The following is a 20,906-nucleotide window of genomic DNA, read 5'->3' as shown; positions in this document are numbered from 1 at the left end:
GTATCGCTAAGTGGTGGTGTGGGTGCCGTGCACCAGCTGTCGGGTTGTGCGGTCGATGCGTTCGCGGGCCAGGTCCGCATCGATCCGGCCGCCGATGACGGCGATCAGGTTGGCCAGCCACACGTCGGCGATCAGGCTGGCCACGTCCCGGTCATGTGCGCTGGGTGTGGGCCCGCCCAGGGCGCGGGCCAGCATGTCCTCGATCACCGCGACAGCGTGCTCGATCGCGCTGGTGGCCTCGGTGTCGGCCACGACGAACGCACGCACCATCGCCTCGGTCAGGTGCGGGTTGGCCTGCCAGGCTGTGTGCAGGTGGGTGGTCAACCGCCCCAGCCGGGCCTGCGGCGCCAGTTCACCGGTACTCCAGACGAATTCGGTGTCGAGACGTTCGAATTCGCGGGCCAGCACCGTCACCAGCAGATGGCTTTTGGATCGGAAATGCCGATACAGCGAGCTGGCGGCAATGCCGGCCTGCGCGGCCACCGCACGCATCTGCACACCGTCAAAACCGTGTGCTGAGGCCACCGTCCACGCGGCATCCAGGATCGCCTCGCGACGCGCCCACACCGAGGCCGCCGGCCGGCGCGGGCGCCGCACCCGGTCCCGGGGTGCGGCGGTGGGCGCGCTCACCGCGACCCCGCGTCGGGGCCGGCGCCACCGTAGCGGGCCAGCTCGGCGAACAACTCCCCGAAACCGCTGATGTCACCGTGGGCGGCGAAATGGGCCGCATCCACCGTGATGAACACCGCCGAGGCGGTGAACCGGGTGACACCGTCCACGCCGACCCCCACCCCGTCCACATGCAACGCCCGGCCCTCGCGGGTGGCGATCCGCGCGGTCAGCCGATGCGTACATCCCAACGGCACCGGCTGCAGATAGTCCACCGTCAAACGGCGCGTCACCGCCGGGGTGGCCGCGATCCACAACGAAAACCCCAGCACGTCATCACAGGCCGCGGCGATCGCGCCACCGTGTGCGAGCCCCGGCGCACCGATATGACGCTCATCGAACACCAGATCAGCGAACACCTCATCGCCGCACCGAAACACCTCCAGCTGCAAACCGTGCGGATTGTCCGGCCCGCAGCCCATGCAGGTCGGCGTGTGTGACGGCAACCGCTGCGGCTGATCAGCACCCATCACGGCCTCCTCACACCCGGGCAGCCCCGCCACCGCGTCCCGACCCGGGACCGCCGGTACTAGCAGTTTCGCTGCGCTACTATCGGTACCATAACCGGGAGAGCGGGGGCAACGCACCGGCGATCGGAACACCAGGAGGTCAGGTGGGGACAGAACCCGCGGCGGCACCCGACGACGAGGACGACGTCGACCCGCGCCGCACCCGATCGCGCACCCGACTGCTCGACGCCGCGGCCAACCTGCTCAAAACCGGTGGGATCGAAGCCGTCACCATCGACGCGGTCACTAAAGCCTCCAAGGTCGCCCGCACCACCCTCTACCGCCACTTCAACAGTTCCTCACAACTGCTCGCGGCCACCTTCGAACGCCTTCTGCCCCAAGTCATCCCGCCCGCCCCGACCAGCGGCACCCTGCGTGAGCGGCTCATCGAACTGCTCTCGCGCCAAGCCGACCTGTTCGCCGAAGCGCCGCTGCACGTCACCACCTTGGCCTGGGCCGCGTTGGGCCCCACCGAAACGCACGACAGCGACAGCGATACCGGCCAACACGCCACCGCCAGCATGCTGCGCACCCGGGTGATCGAGCAGTACCGGCGGCCTTTCGACGAAATCCTGCACAGCCCCGAAACCTTCGACCAACTCGGCGAACTCGACATCGAACTGGCACTGTGCCAACTGGTCGGCCCCCTGGTCTTCGCCAGAATGACCGGCCTACGCGCCATCGGCCACCACGACTGCACCCGCATCGTCGACGACTTCATCACCGCGCAAACCACGCAGCGACCCGCACAACCAGCCAGCTAGGAGTTGGTGTCCGGGTGGGGTTTGCCGGCCAGTTGCCCGTGCAGGGTCGCGATGATGTGGTCGCGTTCGCGCAGTTGGGCTTTCAGGTCGGCGATCTGGGCGTCTCGTGCCTTCAGGCGGGTCCGTAGCGCGGTGATGATGCTGCTCTCGGTGTCGGTAGCCGGTGGTGGCGGTGGATCGGGGGCGGCGGCCAGCGGCTGGGTGGTGCGGATCTGTTCTCGCAGTTGGGGGCGGCGGTGGATGACGCTGCGTGACACTCCGGCGTGGCGGGCCAGGCTGCTGACGTTGATGTCGAGGCCCTGCTTGCGCATCTTCTTCAGGGCCCGATCGATACGGGCCTCGACGTCGGCGCTGCGTTTGCGGGCGCTGGCCTCAAGGGCGGTGAGGGAGGCGGGGGTGACGGTCATGCGGGTGTGTGAGGATCGGCTTTGCGCAGTGCTGAATCGTGCGCACCGCGGGTGGCCACAGGTTGCAGCGGGATGCGGTTGGCCGTCCCGGCCCCGGCGATCGCCTCCTGATGGGTGCGTTGATCTGCGGTCAGGCGGTCCAGGATGGCTTGCAGGGAATGCAATTCGCGCAGGCGTTGGGCGACCCATACGTTGTCATCGGTGAGTTCGCGGCCGGTGCGCTGGCGGTACTGCTGACGTCTGATCTCGACCAGCGCCGTGGTCTTGGCGTGCTGATCTTCGAGTTCGTCGAGGTGGGTGGCGTCGGTGGCGAAATGCCCGCACGACAGACAGGCGTTGCCCTTGTCGCAGGTTTTCAGTGGCGGCAGCAGGCACACCCCGTTGGGCAAGACCCGGTCGGTGCGCACTGAGAGCTGGGTCATGTCCAACATGTCAGACGGGCTGATTCCGATGTCGGTGCCGTGAGCGCCGATCTTCTTGTGTTTGAGGAACTCCGCTTCGGCGGTCGCGGCCAGTGTCGCGGCATAACGCATGGTCATCTCGGGGCTCTTGTGGCCCAGGTAGCGCTGGACGACGTGGATCGGCACGCCGTCGTTGAGCAGTTCGGTGGCCCGGGTGTGGCGCAGCCGATGCGTTTGGGTGAACCGCAACGGGTTTCCCGCAGCATCGCTGAGACCATGGATGGCATCGAGCTTGTCCAGGGAGGCCCGATACGTTGCATACGGGCGGGGCCGGCGCCCGGCCAGGTTTTGTTTGACCGCGATGAACAGGTATTTCGGGGTGAGGCTGGGGTGGGTGTCGGCGAGCCAGCGCTGTTGCTCGGCGATGACGTTGACCACGGCCTGCTCGACCAGGATGGTGGGGATGACCCCGTCGACTTTGGTCTGTTGGTAGCGCAGTTTGGCCACGAACACATCGGGGTCATCGGTGGCGGTGGGCCGCGCCGCGCCGGGGATCGCTTCGAGCGGGTGGTGATCGAGCATGAGGATTTCTGAGGCCCGCCGCCCAGTCAGTGCTTGCAGCAGCCAGATCCGGGCGGCCTGGGGGTCGCCGAGGCCTTTGATCAGCGACACGGTGCCATCGGGATGGGTCACCGACACCAGGGCGCCCCGTTGGGCGGCGAGCACGTCGAGGTAGGCCAGCATCTGCTGCAGTTCTCCAGTGGAGTACCAGGTCAATTCCCGGGTGCGGTGGGCGCGGCGGGTGCGAAACGCCGGCCCCCACAACCGGGTGTGCGCCGCGGACAGGTTCTCCCAACGCGCATCGCCGGTGGCTGCCGCGGCCTCGGGTGCATGGTCGAGCATGAACGTGTAGAAGCTCTGGATCTGAGATTGGCTGTCGCCGATCGCCGTGGCAGACAACGGCTTGTCAGGTCGGGCAGCCGCGGCTGGGGAGCGCAGGTATTCGTTGTAGGTAGTGAAAATCAGGCGTAGCTGCGCCGGGTCATCGGATAAGACGGGATCGGTGTAGCCACGCGCGATCACGAATTCACCGAAATGGCGCGCCATCTCGCGGGCACGATCGACTGCCGATGACCAGCGCAGCAACTCCGCATCCAGGCAGGTGCGCAGCCAAAACCGCACCCCTTCGCGCAGCCACGCTGGTTCGATCGCGCCGATGCGCACCGTCTTCTCGTGGCACGGTTCGTGTTCGCGTTGCGGGATCCGTGGATCGGCCCGCAGATCCCAGGTGTCATAGGCCCACCAGTCGATGGCGCTGGCCCGCACCGACACAAACAGGTGCAGATGCTCGATCAGGCCCACAATATTGCGGCGTGTGCCGCCGGCGGGCAGCCGCGCATTGCGCCGCTCGAACACCACGACCGCGTGGCGCACCATGTCGTTGACCGCCAGGTCGGTGATGCTCACCGGGTGGCGGCCGTGCGCACTGCGGTACTCGGCCGCGGCGGCGCTGATGGCCTGGGTGGCCCAGCGCAGCAGGGAATGCTCGATCTTGCGCAGCCCCTCGTGGTAGCACACCCACACCCACCAGGCGATCTCGTCGGCGAACCGCGCCGGTGTGGCCTGCGGGGTGAAGTCGTACACCCCAGCGGTCGCAGCGGGCGGCAGATCGTTCTTGCGGGACAGGAACACCCGATCTGCCGGGGGCAGATGCACCTGATAGGCCGGGCGGCGCCATTCGGCGGGTACCTGGGCCCACTGCGCCTGCCACGCCACCGCACCGAGGTCGCCTACCGGTGTGGTCAGGCGGCCCTCATTGCTGGCCATCGTGAAGTCCTTTCCATCCGGCGACATAGTTTTTCCACTCGGCCAGTGAACGCATCGCCGCGTCCTGGGTGACCCAGCCGTAGGTGGACAGAGTGGTCTGCACATCGGCGTGGCCCAGACGCCGCATCACCACATGCTCAGGCACCCCCGCCAGCAGCAACGCGGTGGCGTGAGTGTGGCGCAGCCAGTGCGGTGACCAATCCGGCGGCAGACTCCGATGCGCTGTGCGCAGCCCGCGCACCTTCTCGTAGATGTTCTCCTGGCGCATCGGCGAAAAACGCGGTCCCCGTTGCAGATTGACGAACACGAAATGATTCGACAGATCATCGACCACCTGGTCGGCGTTCATCGCGACCAACTGCCACACATACTCTGAATACAGTGCCTCCAGGTCATCACCGACATAGATCCGCCGCGGCCCGGTCTTGACCCGAGCACCATGGGGATGATCTTGGCGCTCCACAATGTCGATCCACGGGGTCGCACCGGCGCCGATATGAAAATCGTTGTGCCGCAGTGATAAGGCCTCGCCCAGACGCATTCCCGTTTCGGCCAGTACTGCGAAAAACAATCGGTTGCGCACCGCGGCGGCCCCGCCGGTCCAGTCCCCGTCGCGCTGCACCGAGCAGCCATCGAGGATCGTGGCCACCTGGGCAGGCGACAAGACAGGGGTAGCCGATCGCCGCGGGGTGCGCACCGGGTAGATCGGGTGCTCGCCGTCGCGGTGGGGCCCGACGCCGTCGAGGAACCCGACGTAGCGGTTGTGGCGCCGCCAGCTGCCCCGCTGAGTGACCAAACGCCGATAAGGCACCTCGGTGGTGCCGGCATCAGCGTGATAGCGATACATCGACAACACCGCAGCCGCCCGCGGCTGCAAAGAACTGGTCACCATCTTGGTCTCGGGGGCACCCAGGCGCGGTGTCCCGGGCAGATCCCCAGTCCGCAGATACTGCAAGTACTGCCCGAACAGGGTGGTGGGGAAGTCATCCCAGCGATGGCCGGTGTGCTCGAGCATCGTGAACCACCGCGCCAACCCCGCGGCGTAGCCACGCACCGTGTGCGGGGACGCGCCCCCCTCACGCAGAAACCTCAGATACTCCGCAGCCGGGGCCACCGGCAGATGATCGGCGCCAACGACCGTGTAGGTGACAGGCTGGTCGGCAAAGATCACCCGCTGCACTCGCGCCACCGGCCCCCCTTGTGTTCTAGCCGCGCCGGCTTCGCTGCCGCAACGGAATCACATTGCTGCCCGTACTGGGCGCCGATGACCCGGGTCCGACCGTCGCTCTGCCGCTGCCGGCGGCCACCCGCACCGCCGCCGCGCCCGGGGCGGCCCGCTGCCCGGCCATGAAGTCCTCCAGCAGATCCTGCGGCCACACCAAGTCATAGGGGGCCAGCATCGCCGCCGAACGCGCCGAAAACGCCATCTCCAGCCACTTGCTGATCAATCGTGGCCGCTCCACCTCACGGTCATTCCAGCCCGGCTCCACCCGACCCCACGTCGTATCGGTATCCGGATTGACCCGGGTGTAGAGCTGGCGGCGCAACGCCTCAAACCGCGCCCCAGTCAACAACTGCGAGGTATGCAGATGCTTGATCAACGCCCCCAGCGACACACCCCACTTTGCTTTCACCGGCAACAACTCCGCCAGCGACGGAGCCCGCGACACGTCCTTGGCCAGCACCGCCGCCGGCGCCAACAACTCCGAGGCGAACTGCGACGCCTGCTCCTCGCAGGCCTCGGTGACGCTGCCCGAGGCATGCAACACCAGATGACCCACCTCATGAGCCAGCGTCCAGCGGGTCCGTTCCCACGAATTCGATTGCCGCACAACGATCAACGGCCGGGTATTGAACTCCCCGACACGCACCGAATAACCCAAATGCTTGTCGATCTTGCCGGTGGAATCCCCGTCACCCAGGATCCGCCGTGACGAGGAGGTCAGCAAGCGGCGCACCACGACCACCACACCGCTGCGCTCGATCTCATGCGTCAGGTACTCGATCGGCTGATCGTGCTCCAACCCCCAACTGGCACGCACCGCCGCAGCGGCCTGGGTCACTGCGGTGTCGATCGGAAGTATCGGCAACTTCACCGCAGGTAACTGAGTGCGGCCATTGAGCTCGTCGAGAAACTCCCCAGCCAATGCCGCGAACTGCGCCAAATACTCCCGCTCGGTCGCCGTGATCGACCGCGGCGCACGGAACAACAGATCCGACTGGTGCACCCGCGACGTCGGAGCGGTGGTGAAAAATTTCGCCGGGAACCGCAACACCGCCACCAGCCGGTCGAAATCCTTGATCGGCAACGCCGTCGTGGTCGACTTCTCCAACCGGTTCAGCCGAGAATGCTTCCAGCCCAACGCTTCCATCACCGCAGTGGCAGTCATCGCGCGCATGACCCGGGCCTGGTTGACCCGCAACCCATACACGTCCACGGTCGTCGTCATTGCGACCTCGATTCAACAGCCACCCGCCGACATTCGCATCGACCCCCGACACCACGACCCCTTAAGCCGGCTCCTCGGGATCCTCGCCCGTCCCCAGCGCCGGCGGCTCGTACTCGCCGAAGTCGTCCCTGGGCCCCTGACCCTGCGCCGACGGAGTCACCAGCGGAGAGTCGGTGACTGGAGGCAGCGGCTCGGTTGCCAAAATCTGCACCCGCGACGCATTGTCCACATCCACCACGAACGCCAACACCGCCTCCGACAATCCCCACCCATCGTCGGTCGGCCACCACAGGGCGAAGATATCCGGTGTACCGGCCGGAGTCACAATCGGCGACGGAAACAACTGCGCCGGCTCGTCCTCGTCCAACAACATCTGCTCGTCGACCTGAGCCTTCGGCGGCCGCAGCACCCGAAGATCGCCGCCCGTCGGATGCGTCACCACCCGAACTCGCTCCCCGTGCAACACCTTCGACGGCCACCGTCGCGCACGAAAATCCATCCCCCGCGAATCGGCGATCTGCACCGACAACCCACTGCCACGAGAAGTCAACAACGTGTCCCCAGGGATCGGCTTGCGAAGCTCGCGCATCCTCAACACCATCTGGCGCACACACGTACAAAACGCCTGACCATGAATATCCAACGGATCCTCGAACAACGGCTGCCACATCTGGCCAACCTTGGGGATCACCACCTCCAAGTCGTAACGCAGAGTCGCCAACGACGGCCCATGATCCGACACCGCCTTGCGCAACCGCTCTTGTAGGTTCACACGGCGAATTTCGCACACAAAAACAGAGAGCGCAAGCAACACGCCGCATCGGCGTGGCGAGAGGGTTGATATTGCTACGCACACTCTTAGAGTACATGTACCCGACGATAAATACGCAGGTCAACACGCATTGTGCGCCCACATTGTGTAGTTAACTACTGATAACGAGCGCAGGTGCTGCTGCACGTGGGCCGCGACAGCAGCGGACGGCGCAGGCTCGCCGAGATTGCAGTGCTGCGGCGCGGCGGGCGCGGCGAGCTTGAGGTGGTGACGGCCTGGCACGCCGACACCGGGATGGGCTGTGGCGCTGAGGCTCTCACCAGCTTGATCGAACGGCGGGCGCCGTCATGACCGCGAGCGCACTGGCGTTGGCGGCCGCACTTCTGCTCTGGCCGGTCACGCCGCGACGGGCCGCAGCGTTGCGGCGGACGCGTGCCCCGGCGCCACGCCGATTTCGCTTTGGCGCGCTGCTGGCCGCACTGGGAGTCGTTCTGGCGTGGTCGATCTCACTGCCGACCGCGCTGGCAACCACGATGGCGGCCGCCACCGTGACCGTGCGGCTGAGGCGCCGCGCATCCCGGCAACAGCGACAGCGCGAGGCCGCCGCACTGCAGGCTGCTCTGGAGGTCTTGGTCGGTGAGCTCCGCACCGGAGCGCATCCGGTCACCGCCTTCGGCACGGCGGCGGCCGAAGTATCCGGCCAGGTGGGCCGTCACCTGGGCGCCGTCGCCGCCAGAGCGCGGTTGGGTGCCGATGTGGCAGCGGGTTTGGCGGACGTCTCGGCCGAGTCGCGGCTGCCGACGCATTGGCACCGGCTCGCGCTGTGTTGGCGCCTGGCCCACACCCACGGACTGTCGATCACGGCCCTGATGCGCACCGCGCAGCGCGACATCGTCGAGCGCGAACACTTCTCCGCGCACGTCGAGGCGGCCATGGCCGGGCCCCGGGCGACGGCAGCGGTGCTGGCCGGGCTACCGGTGGCAGGCGTTGCCCTGGGGCAGCTGATCGGCGCTGAGCCCGTGCGCTTCCTGTGTGGGCCGGGGGCGGGTGGCTGGCTGTTGATCATCGGCGTACTGCTGGCCTGCGCCGGTCTGCTGTGGTCGGACCGGATCACCGATCGGGTGCTGAGATGAGCTGGGCAGCACTGCTTCTCGCGACAGCACTGCTGGTTGCCCCCGATCCGGTACGGATGCGGGTCCGACCGGTCCGGACCACGCCGGTGAGCAGGTTGCGGCCGCCGGCCGACGATCCCCTCGCCGCGGCCTCCACGTTCGATCTGCTTGCCGCCTGCCTGGCGGCCGGGATGGCGGTATCGACCGCGGCCGCCGCGGTGGCGTCGTCCGCACCGCCGGCGCTGGCCCCGCTGCTGCGTCGAGCAGCCGAGCTGCTGGCACTCGGGGCGGACCCGGATCGGGCCTGGTCCAACGAGATTGCGTCACGGGACAAAAGCGCCGAGGCGCTGTTGCGGCTGGCGCGGCGGTCCGCGGTGTCGGGCAGCGCGTTGGCCGGTGGCGTGGCCGACCTGGCCGCACAGACCCGCCACGACGCCACGACGGCGGCGGATGCGCTCGCCGAACGTGCCTCGGTGTTGGTGGCCGGGCCGCTGGGGGTGTGCTACCTGCCGGCGTTCGTCTGTCTGGGAGTCGTTCCCGTGGTCGCGGGCCTCGCTGGCGACGTGCTGGGTTCAGGACTGTTGTGAGTACACCTGGGGAAGAAAGGAAAGAGCATGGCAGGAAACATGGTTGGGCGGATGAATGCCCGCGCCACGTTGTTGGTGGTCGACGAGTCGGGTATGTCGACCGTCGAATACGCGATCGGCACCATCGCGGCCGCGGCGTTCGGCGCGATCTTGTACACGGTCGTTTCCTAGGGGTGTCTGGATCGGTATCTCACGCACTCGCAAGCTGTCCGAAGGGCCTATGCAGTGCGACTGGTGGATCATGCCCTCGACAGGTTGTTCACCGGCGTGTCCCATGCTCCCGTCGGTGGGCGCGGGCTAGCGTGGGGCTGCAATGCATAGGGCATTTTGGTTCAACACCGACGCGGGTGCCTACTGGTCTGTTGTCGACGATAGTGACTACGGGGTAGTGGAGTTAGCGGACCGGTTCCTTCAGTTCATGCGGTTCGCACGGGGTAGAGCTGAGTCGACAACGCGGAAGTATGCGGAGTCCCTCGCGTTGTACTACCGGTTCTGTGAGACCAGGTCGATTAGTTGGGCCGACCCGGATATCACCGCGTTCCAAATCTGGTTGAGGATCGCGCCGTCTCCGCGGCATCCGCATCCTTCGAAACAGGTGTGGGCGGGACCGGGACATGCCCCCGTGCGGGCTGATAACCGAATCAATCTGATTACCTACGCCGTGTGTGAATTGTTCAAATTCGCTGCGGCAGAGGGTATGTGGGATGAGTCGAAGCTTCGTCAGCTGTTTGAAATGATGCCGGTGCGAGATCTTGGTCCCAGCGATCGACGGCACCATCTATCCACTTCGGTGATCCTTCGGCGGAGGCATCGTCTGCGGCCTCAACGTGCCGGCCGACGCGACGCGCCTGTCGATGTTGTGAAGATGATCTTGGCGGAATGCGGCAATCCGCGAGATGTCTTGTTGGTTGCGATGCTGTCTACCACCGGTGTCCGACGCGGAGAGGCGCTGGGGCTGCGACTCTCGGATATGCATTTTCTGCCCAGTTCTACATCGCTGGGCTGCCAGGTCGATGGTCCGCACCTTCATGTCGAGCCCCGCATCAACAGCAATCAGGCCAGGGTCAAGAACGGCAAGCCGCGCGTCGTGCCGGTCACCTCAGGTCTGGTGAGACTCTATGAGCTCTACCGCATCGAGCGGGACGTATGTCAGCAGGCCCGCGAATCGGACTACGTCTTCGTCAACCTGTATCGCCAGCCGTTGGGCGAACCGATGAAGCTGCACGCCGCCAACGAATTATTCACCAGGTTGAGCCGACGCGCCGGGCAGGCAGTTACGCCCCACATGTTGCGGCACACATTCGGAACCGGTGCCGCTCAAGTCACGACGATCGATGTCGTCGCAGAGTTGCTCGGACACTCCAGCCTTCAATCCACCCAGATCTATCTGCACCCAGATGTGCTGCGACAGCGACAAGCGGTCGAGGCAGGGGCACTATCGCGTCACCTTGAGACCCGAGGAAGCTGATGAAGGGCATCCGTGGAGCACTGGTTCTGCTGTCACCGGAAAGTGACGAGGATCCATCGGTCAGTGCCTTCGATCAGTGGCTGCACTCGGCGGGCTGGAGTGATGATCTCCTCCAACTGCGGCCTCCAGCCACCCACGAAACCTTGGGCTGGAAAGACTGTGCTGTGGATACATGTGATCGACCCGCCTGGGGGCTGAAGAATAATGGCCTCTGCGAGGGCTGTTCGGCGGCGTGGTACAAAGCTGGGCGGCCGGAAAGAGCGGACTTCGATCGGCAGGCACCCAAACGAAACCGCGTTCAACAAGACCTCACGCCGTGTCTGGTTATCCGCAACGGTGTCAGATGCGGCCGCGACGCCCAGAGTAAGGGCCTGTGCGGCCCGCATTCGTACAAGGTCGGCAGAAGTAACCGCGAACGAGCCGCCGTCATCGCGGAACTCAGCCCACTACCAAGCCTTGGACCATGCCGAGTTGCCTCATGCGATCGGCGCGCGCATCTTCCCGGCGAGAGGCTTTGCAGGGCTCACCACAACCGATGGCGCACGTTCAGGCGAGCGACTTCTGGGGCGAGCTTGGACGATTGGTGCCGGACGGAGAAGCCTGTCGCCGATAGCCGCCGAGTTGCGTTCGCGGGACTTCATCAGTCCGTGGTGCGGCAGATCCTGTTTGGCGTGTTTACTCGGTCTCGGCGTGGTTCGCGAACGCGACTTGATCATCTGCAGCGCCTTGTCGACTGGGTCCGGTATCTGCAGCCAACAGATCTGCTGGAGGTACGTGGCGCTGAGTTGCCCAAGACGTGGACGCGCACGTCCAACCACATCCTGAATACGATCTTGGTTACCGTCGAATACGGCGACCGCACCCCTGAAGATTTCCGTCACACCGATGTCTGGCCAGGCGTTGTCTTCGGCAAGACGGGACAGGTGGACTTCCGCGATCTCTCGCAGGATTGGCTCCGCGACATTACCCAGGCCTGGTGTTGGGACAACCTCAACCGGTACGGCAACTTCGCCAAGTTCGGCCACTTGGTCAACGAGATCGGCTACTTCTCGGAGTACCTGCGCGCCAACGTTTCTGGCGGCGGTGACGACATCGCAGTCCTCGACAGGTCAACGGTCACCGGCTATGCAGCGTCGTTGGCCTCCCTTGTCGAGCAAGGTGCCAACCGGCACCGCAACCTGATACGACCAGTGCCGTGGACCGCTGGCCTCCAGGCAGGTTGTCTCCTGGCGGTACAGCGGATCCTGCGGTACGGGCGTGAAACGGGTCGTATGGATCGGTTCGCGGGATCATTCATGCTTACTGATGACCTACTGGTCCGACGCCCCCGGCCGCAGTTTCGAGACGACGTCGGCGACGCTCTTCCGTTGTCCATCGTGCGCCAACTGTTCACCGTTGAAGCCATGGCAGCCCTAACTGCGCTGAATGAGCAGGTGCCACCGCTGGTGCGCCTTGCTGCCGAAACGGGACGACGCCCAGGCGAATTGACATCGCTGAAGTACGACTGCATCGACACAACGTCCGCGGGGGGGCCTTTTCTGATTTACACCGAAACCAAGGTGACAGCGGGTCAGGAGCGCAAGCTACCGGTGCTTAGCGTCGTTGTAGATACCGTACGTAAACAACAGCTGCACGTACGTAGCCGCTATCCACACACTGCCCTAGAACAATTGCGGTTGTTTCCACGGCCGACGATGAACCCACATGGATACCACCCGATCGACTCGTCGACCTTCACCGGCGCCCTGCGAACGTGGGTTGATTCGCTGCCTCGCCTTGACTCCGACGAGATTGATGAAGACGGAACACCGCTGCCATTCGAGCGGTCCTCGATCTCTGGCTATTCGTTTCGCCACACCTACGCCCAGCGGCATGCCGACGCTGGTACCTCGCCCGATGTCCTGATGGAGCTCATGGGTCACGAGAAAATCTCCACAACAATGGGTTACTACCGAATCCCGCAGAAGCGTCGACGTGAGGCCGCTGAATTCGTCGGCAATCTTGTGATCTCGGGTGAGCACTTGGTGAGCGGGTCGATGACGCACAGTCAGCGACTCGCTAACGAACGAGCGACTATCGCGGTGCCGTTCGGAAAGTGCTCTAACCCACAGAATGTGACGGCAGAAGGCCACGGGTGTCCAATCCGGCACCGCTGCTTCGGATGTGCATCGTTCAGCAGTGACCCGTCGTATCTTCCGGAGATGCGTCGACGCTTGCTTGATCTGAAAGCCGCACGTGCTCGTGTCGACGCTTTCGACGGTGCTGCGGAATGGGCCAAACGTGATGCCCGCCCCAGCGATGAAGAAATCCAGGCGCTCCAACAGCGTATCCGCGTCGAGGAGGACAAGCTCACACACGCTAGCCCGGAACAGCGCGCGCTGATCGAGGACGCCTCCATCACACTGCGGAAGGCGCGCGCCGCAGCCCAAGTCGATATCACGTTGCGCCGACCCAATGGTGAGGATGCGTTACTCGACCACGGCGACGACCGCCGCCACGTCGTCGATGCAATCGGAACCCTGATCGATGACTGACGTCCAAAGCTACGAGCAGCGAGTCTCACGACTTACCGATGCGCGGCGCAAAGACACAGCCACCAAACGAGCCGCAGTTCTCAATGCACTCACCGACCTTCGTCGTGAAGACCGGCGGATCAGCCGGCGAGTCGTCATCGCCCGCGCCGGCGTTCACCGCAACTTCCTGCAACGCCACAAAGACCTCGCTGCTCTTATCGACCACGCCGCCGGGGGCCAGCGGCCCGACAATCATCCCCGCCCTCAAGACCAGGTCACGGCGGAGAGCCTTCGTGCCGATTTGGCGACAGCCAGACACCACAATCGCGACCTGCAGCAGAAAGTGCAGGTACTGGAACGCCGGCTCGGAGCACAAGGACCATCGATCGGTCCGGCGTTACTCGATCAACATCCGATCGTCATCGATCTGCGCCAGCGCCTAGCAGAAGTTGAGCTCGCCATCGTGGAAAAGGACCGAACCATCGCCTCGCTGCAAGAGGACATCGAGGTGTTGCGCGAGACCAACCGCTCACTCGTCCGTGAGTACGGCCTCACTCGCAGCTGATTGTCACCACCAGATTTGCCCTGGTGGAATCCAGCGGACGGAACCTTGGACCGTTTCATCCGATTGAATGGGACCGTACGGACGTCGACACGAATCTCGCGGATGCCTGGTCAGCGCCCGCGATAACACAAGATGTCGGCTATTCAGGCGGTAGCGGTGTTTGATGTCCTGAAGCTCGGATTGAGAGGAACGAGACCCCTAACTGAACTGCACCAGCGGCACTCGATCGCGTCGGCCCCGCTTACCGGTCTCGGTCGGAGCCCGTCGATAGGATTCCCCGCAGACACGCCCCGCTGCTGGCGGTGCAGTCCGGCCACCGGGGAGAGAGCATGACGACCGCTTCGAGGAACACCAGTCTCCAGGCTGCTCGCGATACGAAGAACGACGAGTTCTACACGCAGTGGGCGGACATCGAGCGCGAGATCAACGCCTACCTCGAATTCGACCCCGATGTGTTCCGGGACAAGGTCGTCCTCCTGCCGTGCGACGACCCGGAGTGGTCCAACTTCGCGAAGTTCTTCGCCCTGCACTTCGTCGACTTCGGCCTGAAGAAGCTCATCTCGACGTCGTACGCGCCCGACAGCAACCCGAACCTCGACTACTACACCCCGACCCTGTTCGAGATGGATGACCCGAAGTTCGACGAGACCAAGACACACACGAACGGTAAGAAATTCGTCCTCGAGCCCAAGGACATCAACGGCGACGGAATCGTCAACATAGATGACCTCCAATGGGAGTACCTCGACGGCGACGGCGACTTCCGAAGCAGGGAGGTAACAGCCCTGCGTAACGAGGCCGACTTCGTCATCACCAACCCGCCGTTCAGTCTCTTCCGTCAGTTCATGACCTGGGTCGTCGGCGGTGGGCGAAAGTTCTCGGTGATCGGCAACAACAACGCCATCACCTACAACGAAGTGTTTCCGCACATCATGGCGAACGAGCTGTGGAAGGGCGCGACCGCGAACAACACCGACATGGTGTTCGGCGTCCCGAAGGGTGCGAAGGTGTCTGATGCGGACCGGCTGAAGGCGGAGAGGCTCGGTTACCCGTCAGACGGGGAGCGGGACTACACACGGCTCGGGAACTCCTGCTGGTTCACCAACATCGACCACGGCCGACGCCACGAACCGATGCAGCTCATGACGACGGACGACAACATCAAGTACTCCAGGCACAAGGAAGTCCGAGGCGTCGGTTACGCGACCTACGACAACTTCCCGGCGATCGAGGTTCCGTTCGTCGACGCGATCCCCAGCGATCACGACGGGATGATGGGCGTTCCGATCACGTTTCTGGATAAGTACAACCCCGACCAGTTCGAGATCGTCGGCAGCAGTGAGGGCGACTACCCGCAGACGAAGACCTACGGGCCGAAGGTGCGTGTCGTCGACGGAGTGCGGATGAAGTCGAACACCGGTTCCTTCGGGTGCTTCGTCCGTACCGAATCGTTCGGTCCGGGGACGTACTTTGATGTGGGCTACCCCGTCAAGCGCATCTACAAGCGCATCTTCATCCGTCGGAAGGACGCCTCGTGAAGACCGAGCTCAAGCACTACACGGTCGAGGAGATCCTTGTGGGCTTCGTCTACAACGAGCTCGAAGGCAAGGGCTTGTTCGGGCTCGACGGCAAGCTGGTCATTCAGCCGGAGTACCAACGCAACTACATCTACAACGACGGCAAGCGCGACGTCGCGGTCATCGACTCGCTGCTGAAGGGGTACCCGCTCGGGCTGATCTACTTCAACGTGGAGGGGGACACGCTCGAAGTCCTCGACGGGCAGCAGCGCATCACCAGCTTTGGCCGCTTCGTCACCGGCAAGTTCGCCATCAAGGTGGATGGGCGGGAGCAGACCTTCTCCTCGCTGCCCAGGGACCAGCAGCGCATCATCCTCGACACGCGGCTCGACATCTACGAGTGCGACGGCACCGAGGACGAGATCAAGGCCTGGTTCCAGACGATCAACATCGCCGGGATCCCGCTGAACAAGCAGGAGCTGCTCAACGCGATCTACTCGGGGCCGTTCATCACCAGGGCCAAGGTCGAGTACAGCAACTCGAACAACGCGAACATGCAGAAGTGGCAGTCGTACATCAACGGCGACCCGAAGCGGCAACAGGTGCTCGCGGAGGCGCTGGACTGGGTCGCGTTCTCGCAGGGCCTGAGCATCGACGCCTACCTCGCCCAGCATCGCCAGGACACTGACATCGCCCAGCTGAAGACCTACTTCACCTCGGTCATCGACTGGGTTGCCGGTGTCTTCACGCGGCCCCCGGACAGGGAGATGCGCGGCCTCGAATGGGGCAGGTTGTACGAGGCGTATCACGGGACCTCCTACAGCGCGGCGAAGATCGAGGCCCGCGTCAATGAGCTGCGCGGTGATCCGGCGGTGCACAGCAGCAAGGGGATCTACGAGTACCTGCTCGGCGGTGAGAAGCAGCCGCAGCTGCTCGACATCCGTCTGTTCGAGCCTAAGGACAAGCGCGTTGCCTACGAACAGCAGACGGCGAAGGCGAAGGCCGGTGGCGTGTCGAACTGCCCGCTGTGCGCGATCGGCGGGGACAGCAACAAGGACCGGATCTACAAGCTGAACGAGATGGACGCTGACCACGTCACCGCTTGGTCCAAGGGCGGCTCCACAGACCTGTCCAACCTGACCATGCTCTGTGTCCCCCACAACCGCGCCAAAGGCAACAGGTAGCGCCCACCACCAGGGACCAGGAGGCAACGATGCCGAAGGGTGACAGCCTGCCGACCGTGTGGAGACGACCTCCGCACACCAAGGCCAAGCACGACATCCTCACGCGATACCTCGGCGCGTGGTTTGGCATCTTCGGCACGAGCAGGCGCCACCAGAGGGTCAACGTGCTGGACGGCTTCGCAGGCCCCGGCCGCTACGACGACGACCAGCCAGGCTCGCCCGTCCTGACCCTCAACACGCTGCTGGAGCACCGATCGTTCGCCACCTTCGGTGACACCCTGTTCAACTTCATCTTCAACGAGTGGGACGACAAGAGGTTCGCGTCGCTGCAGGAGGTCCTCGCCGGCGTCAAGGCGAGCCGCGCCCCGTGGCCGAACACCGTGCAGATCCACGAGCGCAACCAGAACTTCCAGTCGTTGGCCCGTGAGCTGCTGGACTCCATCCCCGCAGACAGGCAGCTGGCACCCACGTTCGCGTTCGTCGACCCGTTCGGCTACAAGGACGTCCCGATGTCTCTCATCCGCGACCTGGTCAGCCACCCGTCGTGCGAGCTATTCATCTACTTCGACTTCAACAGCGTCAACCGGTTCGCAAACGCCGGCAACGTCGACCCGCTCTTGACGGCACTCTTCGGGTGCGACGACTACAAGAACGCCCCGCCAGCTGATCAGGGTCGCGCACAGTTCATCCACGACCTCTACGAGAGGCAGCTTCGCAACGAATGCGACTTCGCCCACGTGTGCAGCTTCGAGATGATCAACAAGAGCGGCCACACCGGCAGCTACCTCTTCTTCTGCACGCGCGACGACCAGGCCTACGACAAGATGAAGGAGGCGATGTGGAAACTCGCCCCCGGAGGGGGCTACAGGTTCGACGACCGTCTCGCCGGCCAACAGGTTCTCTTCGAGGACGAGGCCAACACCGGACCGCTTCAGGACGAGCTGGCACAGCACTTCGCAGGCCGGACGGTGCCGGTCGAGGAGGTCCGCCAGTACGTCATCAGGAAGACGCCATTCCACAGCGGTCAGGTGAAGGTCAAGACCCTCAAGCCGATGCAGACCGCCGGGCGCATCTCGTCACCCAACCAGCAGAGGAAGGGAACCTTCCCGGACGGAACCCTCATCGAGTTCCCCGCTCTGGACGGCTGACGACCGGCCAGGTCAGAGCGCTGCTGCCAGCACCGGCATGTCGTCCCAGGTGCGGCCGTCGAGCTCACGGCCGTTGGCCTTCGGCGTCCGCCCGCCCCACTGCTTGAAGAAGAACGCCACTCCGGCGTGGACGCACTGGTCGCGGATGTCTTCGACCCAGGCCGGATCCATCGGCCGCGCCCGCGGACCCGACTCGCCGCCGGCGATTACCCAGTCGATGTTGTTGAGGGCCAAGTCAGGAAGGGCTGTGAGGAGCGGCTCGCAGGACAGGAACCGCGTGGCCGCAGGCGAGGCCCGCAGGTGATCAATTCGGTCGACGACCTCGTGCGACTCCACCGATACGCCCATCCATAGGTTCTCGGGCCAGTCCAGCCTGTCGGCGATCCGCGCCATGCGGTGGGCGCGCTTGGTGAGCACCTGGTACGTATGCTGCGGGGTCTCCCGGATCACGTTGAAGACGTCCTTAATGAAGCCCAGTGGCACCTTGGCGTGGAAGAGGTCGCTCATCGAGTTGACGAAGACGACCTTCGGCGCGCGCCACCGGTACGGCTGGTCCAGTGCGCGTGGATGGATCGTGACCCCGAAGCCAGGCCCGGAGGTCCTCGGATCGCCGTCGTTCTGATACTTCTCGGCGCCCATGGCCTTGAGACGCTTCGCGAGTGTGAGGGCGTAGCAGTTATCGCAGCCAGCCGCGACCCTGTCGCAGCCGGTGACGGGGTTCCAGGTGACTTCAGTCCACTCGATCCCGCTATTCGCGGCCAACGACATCACCCCATCTCTTCCCGACAAGCGTAACGGCCGCCGCTCGGGCAACGAGCCGAAACGCCGCGGGCCTCGCCAGCCACATTCGGAGTTGCGGCTGCAGCGGAATCGCATCCCTTGGCACGCCGAGGGTAGCGGCTGGCGCCGACAGGTAACTCGATACTCGATATCTCTAGGTGGCGAGTGCCTGCCGTTGCCGTCCACGACGGTCGCGGGTTGTCAGGTGTCACACGCCGTCGTGGACGGATTATCTGTGGGACGTCGTCGACGAAGAAGCACCCGACTGTTAGGTTCTGACGACTTGGCGTCTCCACGGCGCCAGGATCAGCAGGACGTGGACGGGCTGCTCGGCTTCACCTTTGGCGGGAACTGATCGATCCACTAGTCCGGCCGGTCCAGAAGGTGACCGTTGGCGACGACCAAGTACCCAGCAACAAAGCCGCTGCGGATGGGGGCTGTCGAGGTATGCCGGCACCTAGAGGTCACCGAGTCGACCTGGCATCGCTGGGTCGCCCAGTACGGCGGCATGAAAGCCAACGACGCCAAACGCCTCAGAACTCGATGTCAATCAGCCCCTAATCGGCTGGTGCTGCTTTACCAGCCTCCTCCATATCTTCCAGACGAAATGGCCCGTCAGGCTGGTTGATGAGCTGAAAGAGCGAGCCCGGTTCGTGCCGACGACGAAGCCATCCCTCAGCGATGATGCGGCCCAGGCCTGTCATCGCCAAGTGCGCGATGCGGCTGGCTTCCACGTTTGCCTCGTTCCGATCATCCTGATGTTGGCGATGGCGATTGCGCTCTGCTTCGGTCGCGTGGGAAAAGCACCCAGAGGCGAAGGCATTGTCGCCGAGATAGAGAACGCCGTTACTGCATTGTCGTGAGCCGTCCCGGATTATCGCTGGGCACTGGGGCCGAGCACGCCAATCTGGGCCGGTCGCCTGACTGGCGATCGTCCTGATGGCACTGTTGAAATGCCGCAGCGACGACGGCACTGGAAATACGCTCGGGGAACCACGCGTGACAGCCGCCTTGTGGCGGGCGAAAACCGCCTGGGGACGTGACGGCAGTGACCCCCACGCCTCGTCTAGGTCCGCGTCAAGCAGCAACAGCCGTGCCGCTCCGACGGCCTGGTCTGCAAGCACTTCGAGAGCGGCAAGGCGAGGGTAGAAGTCGTCCAGGCGGAGCGAAACGTCCTCGGTCGCCACGAGGAGCGCCAGACGAATCTCGAGGATGCGCAAGCTGATTTCGTCGAGCAGCTGGCATCCGCGGCTCGTAGCGAACTCAGGCGGTTCCGGTTCCCGATAGCGCCGTTCGGTGAGCGCGGCCGAGTTTTCCTCTTCGTCGGTCAGTTCTGGTGCGTGCGGGTCGTCCACAATTGCGTCCACCCTTCGGTCCCGTCACCTTCGATAGTAGGCCTGTTACGCATGGGTGCGATGCACTCTGGCCTGTTTCGCCTGGGGCATATGTGCTTGGAAGCCGTGCCGGCCCCCTCACCACTGAACGCGACGACGCAAGCCTTCGGCGAGCGGGTCCGCGCACGTAGGGTCGAGCTCGGCCTCAGCCAAGAAGCTGCGGCTGTGCGTTGCGGGATCCACTGGACCCAGCTCGGAAAGGTGGAACGTGGTCAACGCAGCTTGCGACTGGAAACCATCGTCAAGATCGCCGACGGCTTGGATATCGACGCTGGGAAATTGGTTTCGAGACTGCCCGGACCGTCAGTCGCTGCCGCAATCCATCAATGAGGCACCGACGACTGGGATTCCATCGAAACCGCTTTCTACCGCGGCCAACTCACCGACGACGAATTCCAACAACTGGCCGGCCGACGTGACGAATCACAACCTGCTGCTGCCGGACCTCATCGCCGATGTCCGCCAGGTCGCTGATGCACGCAAGCCATCAAGCCATACGGTCACTGGCGTTCTCTTGTTCACGAGGAGTCCCTGACGCAGCGTGTCCGGGTCGAGCATGAGCGGACCGGGAACGCCGACTACGCAAGCTTGGTGCAGCGCTTGGTAGTCCGGGATGCGACACATGCGATGGAGACAACGAACCGGCTGCACTTCGGCAGCTACGTATTTGGCGGTCCTGACCTTATAAGCGCGCCGACCCACAGCTCGGCGTTGAGGATCAGCCGGTTCAGGACGTCACGACACCGAATCCGTTGACCCGCCCGCGGATGATTGCGCTCATCGAACGTCCCCAGGTGTGCTCGTTGAAATTCCTCACCTGTGAGCACCGGTCAGTGTAG

20 protein-coding genes and 2 pseudogenes are annotated in these 20,906 nt (G+C 64.3%); 13 read left to right on the top strand and 9 right to left on the bottom strand.

The window, feature by feature from the left end; all coding sequences use genetic code 11:
• Positions 1-6: 6 nt before the first annotated feature.
• Positions 7-567 (bottom strand): TetR/AcrR family transcriptional regulator, encoded by a 561-nt coding sequence (locus FR943_RS24285; protein ID WP_079710224.1) that lies wholly within the window; start codon positions 565-567, stop codon positions 7-9.
• A gap of 59 nt (positions 568-626) precedes the next feature.
• A complete protein-coding gene (locus FR943_RS24280; protein ID WP_003882616.1) occupies positions 627-1,139 on the bottom strand; it encodes a PaaI family thioesterase in 513 nt (170 codons plus the stop codon).
• 143 nt (positions 1,140-1,282) lie between these two features.
• Here FR943_RS24280 and FR943_RS24275 point away from each other — a divergent pair, with 143 nt between their 5' ends.
• Complete coding sequence (locus tag FR943_RS24275; RefSeq protein ID WP_003882615.1) at positions 1,283-1,942, top strand: TetR/AcrR family transcriptional regulator; 660 nt, start codon at positions 1,283-1,285, stop codon at positions 1,940-1,942.
• On the opposite strand, the gene FR943_RS24270 is transcribed toward FR943_RS24275, so the two are convergent.
• The 5 genes from FR943_RS24270 to FR943_RS24250 form a co-directional block, all read right to left on the bottom strand.
• Complete coding sequence (locus FR943_RS24270) at positions 1,939-2,349, bottom strand: DUF6262 family protein (RefSeq protein WP_003882614.1); 411 nt, start codon at positions 2,347-2,349, stop codon at positions 1,939-1,941. The genes FR943_RS24275 and FR943_RS24270 overlap by 4 nt on opposite strands.
• Positions 2,346-4,577, bottom strand: coding sequence for a site-specific integrase (locus FR943_RS24265; RefSeq protein ID WP_217160833.1), 2,232 nt, complete (start codon positions 4,575-4,577; stop codon positions 2,346-2,348). Before FR943_RS24265 ends, FR943_RS24270 begins: the two co-directional genes overlap by 4 nt.
• Positions 4,564-5,766: a tyrosine-type recombinase/integrase gene (locus FR943_RS24260; RefSeq protein WP_021269098.1), complete on the bottom strand. Its 1,203-nt coding sequence runs from the start codon at positions 5,764-5,766 to the stop codon at positions 4,564-4,566. The genes FR943_RS24265 and FR943_RS24260 overlap by 14 nt, the downstream gene beginning before the upstream one ends.
• 16 nt (positions 5,767-5,782) lie before the next feature.
• A complete protein-coding gene (locus FR943_RS24255; RefSeq protein WP_003882611.1) occupies positions 5,783-7,027 on the bottom strand; it encodes an ImmA/IrrE family metallo-endopeptidase in 1,245 nt (414 codons plus the stop codon).
• Between the two features lie 61 nt (positions 7,028-7,088).
• Entirely contained in the window at positions 7,089-7,799 is a 711-nt protein-coding gene (locus FR943_RS24250) for a hypothetical protein (RefSeq protein ID WP_003882610.1), read from the bottom strand.
• Between the two features lie 174 nt (positions 7,800-7,973).
• On the opposite strand from FR943_RS24250, the gene FR943_RS24245 reads away from it, so the two are divergent.
• The 10 genes and pseudogenes from FR943_RS24245 (at position 7,974) to FR943_RS24200 (ending at position 17,893) form a co-directional block, all read left to right on the top strand.
• Positions 7,974-8,150: a conjugal transfer protein TrbB gene (locus tag FR943_RS24245; RefSeq protein WP_217160832.1), complete on the top strand. Its 177-nt coding sequence runs from the start codon at positions 7,974-7,976 to the stop codon at positions 8,148-8,150.
• Entirely contained in the window at positions 8,147-8,932 is a 786-nt protein-coding gene (locus FR943_RS24240; RefSeq protein ID WP_217160831.1) for a type II secretion system F family protein, read from the top strand. The genes FR943_RS24245 and FR943_RS24240 overlap by 4 nt, the downstream gene beginning before the upstream one ends.
• On the top strand, positions 8,929-9,498 hold the full coding sequence (locus FR943_RS24235; protein ID WP_217160830.1) for a type II secretion system F family protein: 570 nt from the start codon (positions 8,929-8,931) through the stop codon (positions 9,496-9,498). Before FR943_RS24240 ends, FR943_RS24235 begins: the two co-directional genes overlap by 4 nt.
• A gap of 27 nt (positions 9,499-9,525) precedes the next feature.
• A pseudogene (locus tag FR943_RS24230) lies at positions 9,526-9,666 on the top strand (DUF4244 domain-containing protein); the annotation flags it as partial.
• Positions 9,667-10,120: 454 nt separating this feature from the next.
• Positions 10,121-10,966, top strand: coding sequence for a tyrosine-type recombinase/integrase (locus tag FR943_RS24225; RefSeq protein WP_217160828.1), 846 nt, complete (start codon positions 10,121-10,123; stop codon positions 10,964-10,966).
• A gap of 650 nt (positions 10,967-11,616) precedes the next feature.
• Complete coding sequence (locus FR943_RS26795; RefSeq protein WP_217160827.1) at positions 11,617-13,500, top strand: tyrosine-type recombinase/integrase; 1,884 nt, start codon at positions 11,617-11,619, stop codon at positions 13,498-13,500.
• A complete protein-coding gene (locus FR943_RS24215) occupies positions 13,493-14,044 on the top strand; it encodes a hypothetical protein (protein WP_217160826.1) in 552 nt (183 codons plus the stop codon). The genes FR943_RS26795 and FR943_RS24215 overlap by 8 nt, the downstream gene beginning before the upstream one ends.
• A 302-nt stretch (positions 14,045-14,346) precedes the next feature.
• A complete protein-coding gene (locus tag FR943_RS24210; RefSeq protein WP_308170647.1) occupies positions 14,347-15,582 on the top strand; it encodes an adenine-specific methyltransferase EcoRI family protein in 1,236 nt (411 codons plus the stop codon).
• Complete coding sequence (locus tag FR943_RS24205; protein WP_217160825.1) at positions 15,579-16,745, top strand: HNH endonuclease family protein; 1,167 nt, start codon at positions 15,579-15,581, stop codon at positions 16,743-16,745. Before FR943_RS24210 ends, FR943_RS24205 begins: the two co-directional genes overlap by 4 nt.
• Positions 16,746-16,774: 29 nt before the next feature.
• On the top strand, positions 16,775-17,893 hold the full coding sequence (locus FR943_RS24200; protein WP_217160824.1) for a three-Cys-motif partner protein TcmP: 1,119 nt from the start codon (positions 16,775-16,777) through the stop codon (positions 17,891-17,893).
• 12 nt (positions 17,894-17,905) lie between these two features.
• Here FR943_RS24200 and FR943_RS24195 read toward each other — a convergent pair whose 3' ends face one another.
• A complete protein-coding gene (locus FR943_RS24195; protein WP_217160823.1) occupies positions 17,906-18,661 on the bottom strand; it encodes a DUF5131 family protein in 756 nt (251 codons plus the stop codon).
• Positions 18,662-19,115: 454 nt separating this feature from the next.
• Here FR943_RS24195 and FR943_RS24190 point away from each other — a divergent pair.
• Positions 19,116-19,211, top strand: a pseudogene (locus FR943_RS24190) (transposase); the annotation flags it as partial.
• 19 nt (positions 19,212-19,230) lie between these two features.
• On the opposite strand, the gene FR943_RS24185 reads toward FR943_RS24190, so the two are convergent.
• Positions 19,231-20,028, bottom strand: coding sequence for a hypothetical protein (locus FR943_RS24185; protein ID WP_217160822.1), 798 nt, complete (start codon positions 20,026-20,028; stop codon positions 19,231-19,233).
• 51 nt (positions 20,029-20,079) lie between these two features.
• Here FR943_RS24185 and FR943_RS24180 point away from each other — a divergent pair, with 51 nt between their 5' ends.
• A complete protein-coding gene (locus tag FR943_RS24180; RefSeq protein WP_372448234.1) occupies positions 20,080-20,397 on the top strand; it encodes a helix-turn-helix domain-containing protein in 318 nt (105 codons plus the stop codon).
• The last annotated feature ends 509 nt before the right edge of the window (positions 20,398-20,906 follow it).

This window comes from [Mycobacterium] fortunisiensis (assembly GCF_019050325.1).
Lineage (GTDB): Bacteria > Actinomycetota > Actinomycetes > Mycobacteriales > Mycobacteriaceae > Mycobacterium > Mycobacterium fortunisiensis.
The sequence above is the reverse complement of the archived record's forward strand: the minus strand, read 5'-3'. Positions and strand labels throughout refer to the sequence as shown.

What these genes read in the sequence shown, in the direction of transcription:
- FR943_RS24280 (WP_003882616.1), bottom strand. Translation starts at nt 1,139, where the DNA reads ATGGGTGCTGATCAGCCGCAGCGGTTGCCGTCACACACGCCGACCTGC.
- FR943_RS24270 (WP_003882614.1), bottom strand. Translation starts at nt 2,349, where the DNA reads ATGACCGTCACCCCCGCCTCCCTCACCGCCCTTGAGGCCAGCGCCCGC.
- FR943_RS24265 (WP_217160833.1), bottom strand. Translation starts at nt 4,577, where the DNA reads ATGGCCAGCAATGAGGGCCGCCTGACCACACCGGTAGGCGACCTCGGT.
- FR943_RS24255 (WP_003882611.1), bottom strand. Translation starts at nt 7,027, where the DNA reads ATGACGACGACCGTGGACGTGTATGGGTTGCGGGTCAACCAGGCCCGG.
- FR943_RS24240 (WP_217160831.1), top strand. Translation starts at nt 8,147, where the DNA reads ATGACCGCGAGCGCACTGGCGTTGGCGGCCGCACTTCTGCTCTGGCCG.
- FR943_RS24235 (WP_217160830.1), top strand. Translation starts at nt 8,929, where the DNA reads ATGAGCTGGGCAGCACTGCTTCTCGCGACAGCACTGCTGGTTGCCCCC.
- FR943_RS24215 (WP_217160826.1), top strand. Translation starts at nt 13,493, where the DNA reads ATGACTGACGTCCAAAGCTACGAGCAGCGAGTCTCACGACTTACCGAT.
- FR943_RS24200 (WP_217160824.1), top strand. Translation starts at nt 16,775, where the DNA reads ATGCCGAAGGGTGACAGCCTGCCGACCGTGTGGAGACGACCTCCGCAC.
- FR943_RS24195 (WP_217160823.1), bottom strand. Translation starts at nt 18,661, where the DNA reads ATGTCGTTGGCCGCGAATAGCGGGATCGAGTGGACTGAAGTCACCTGG.
- FR943_RS24180 (WP_372448234.1), top strand. Translation starts at nt 20,080, where the DNA reads ATGGGTGCGATGCACTCTGGCCTGTTTCGCCTGGGGCATATGTGCTTG.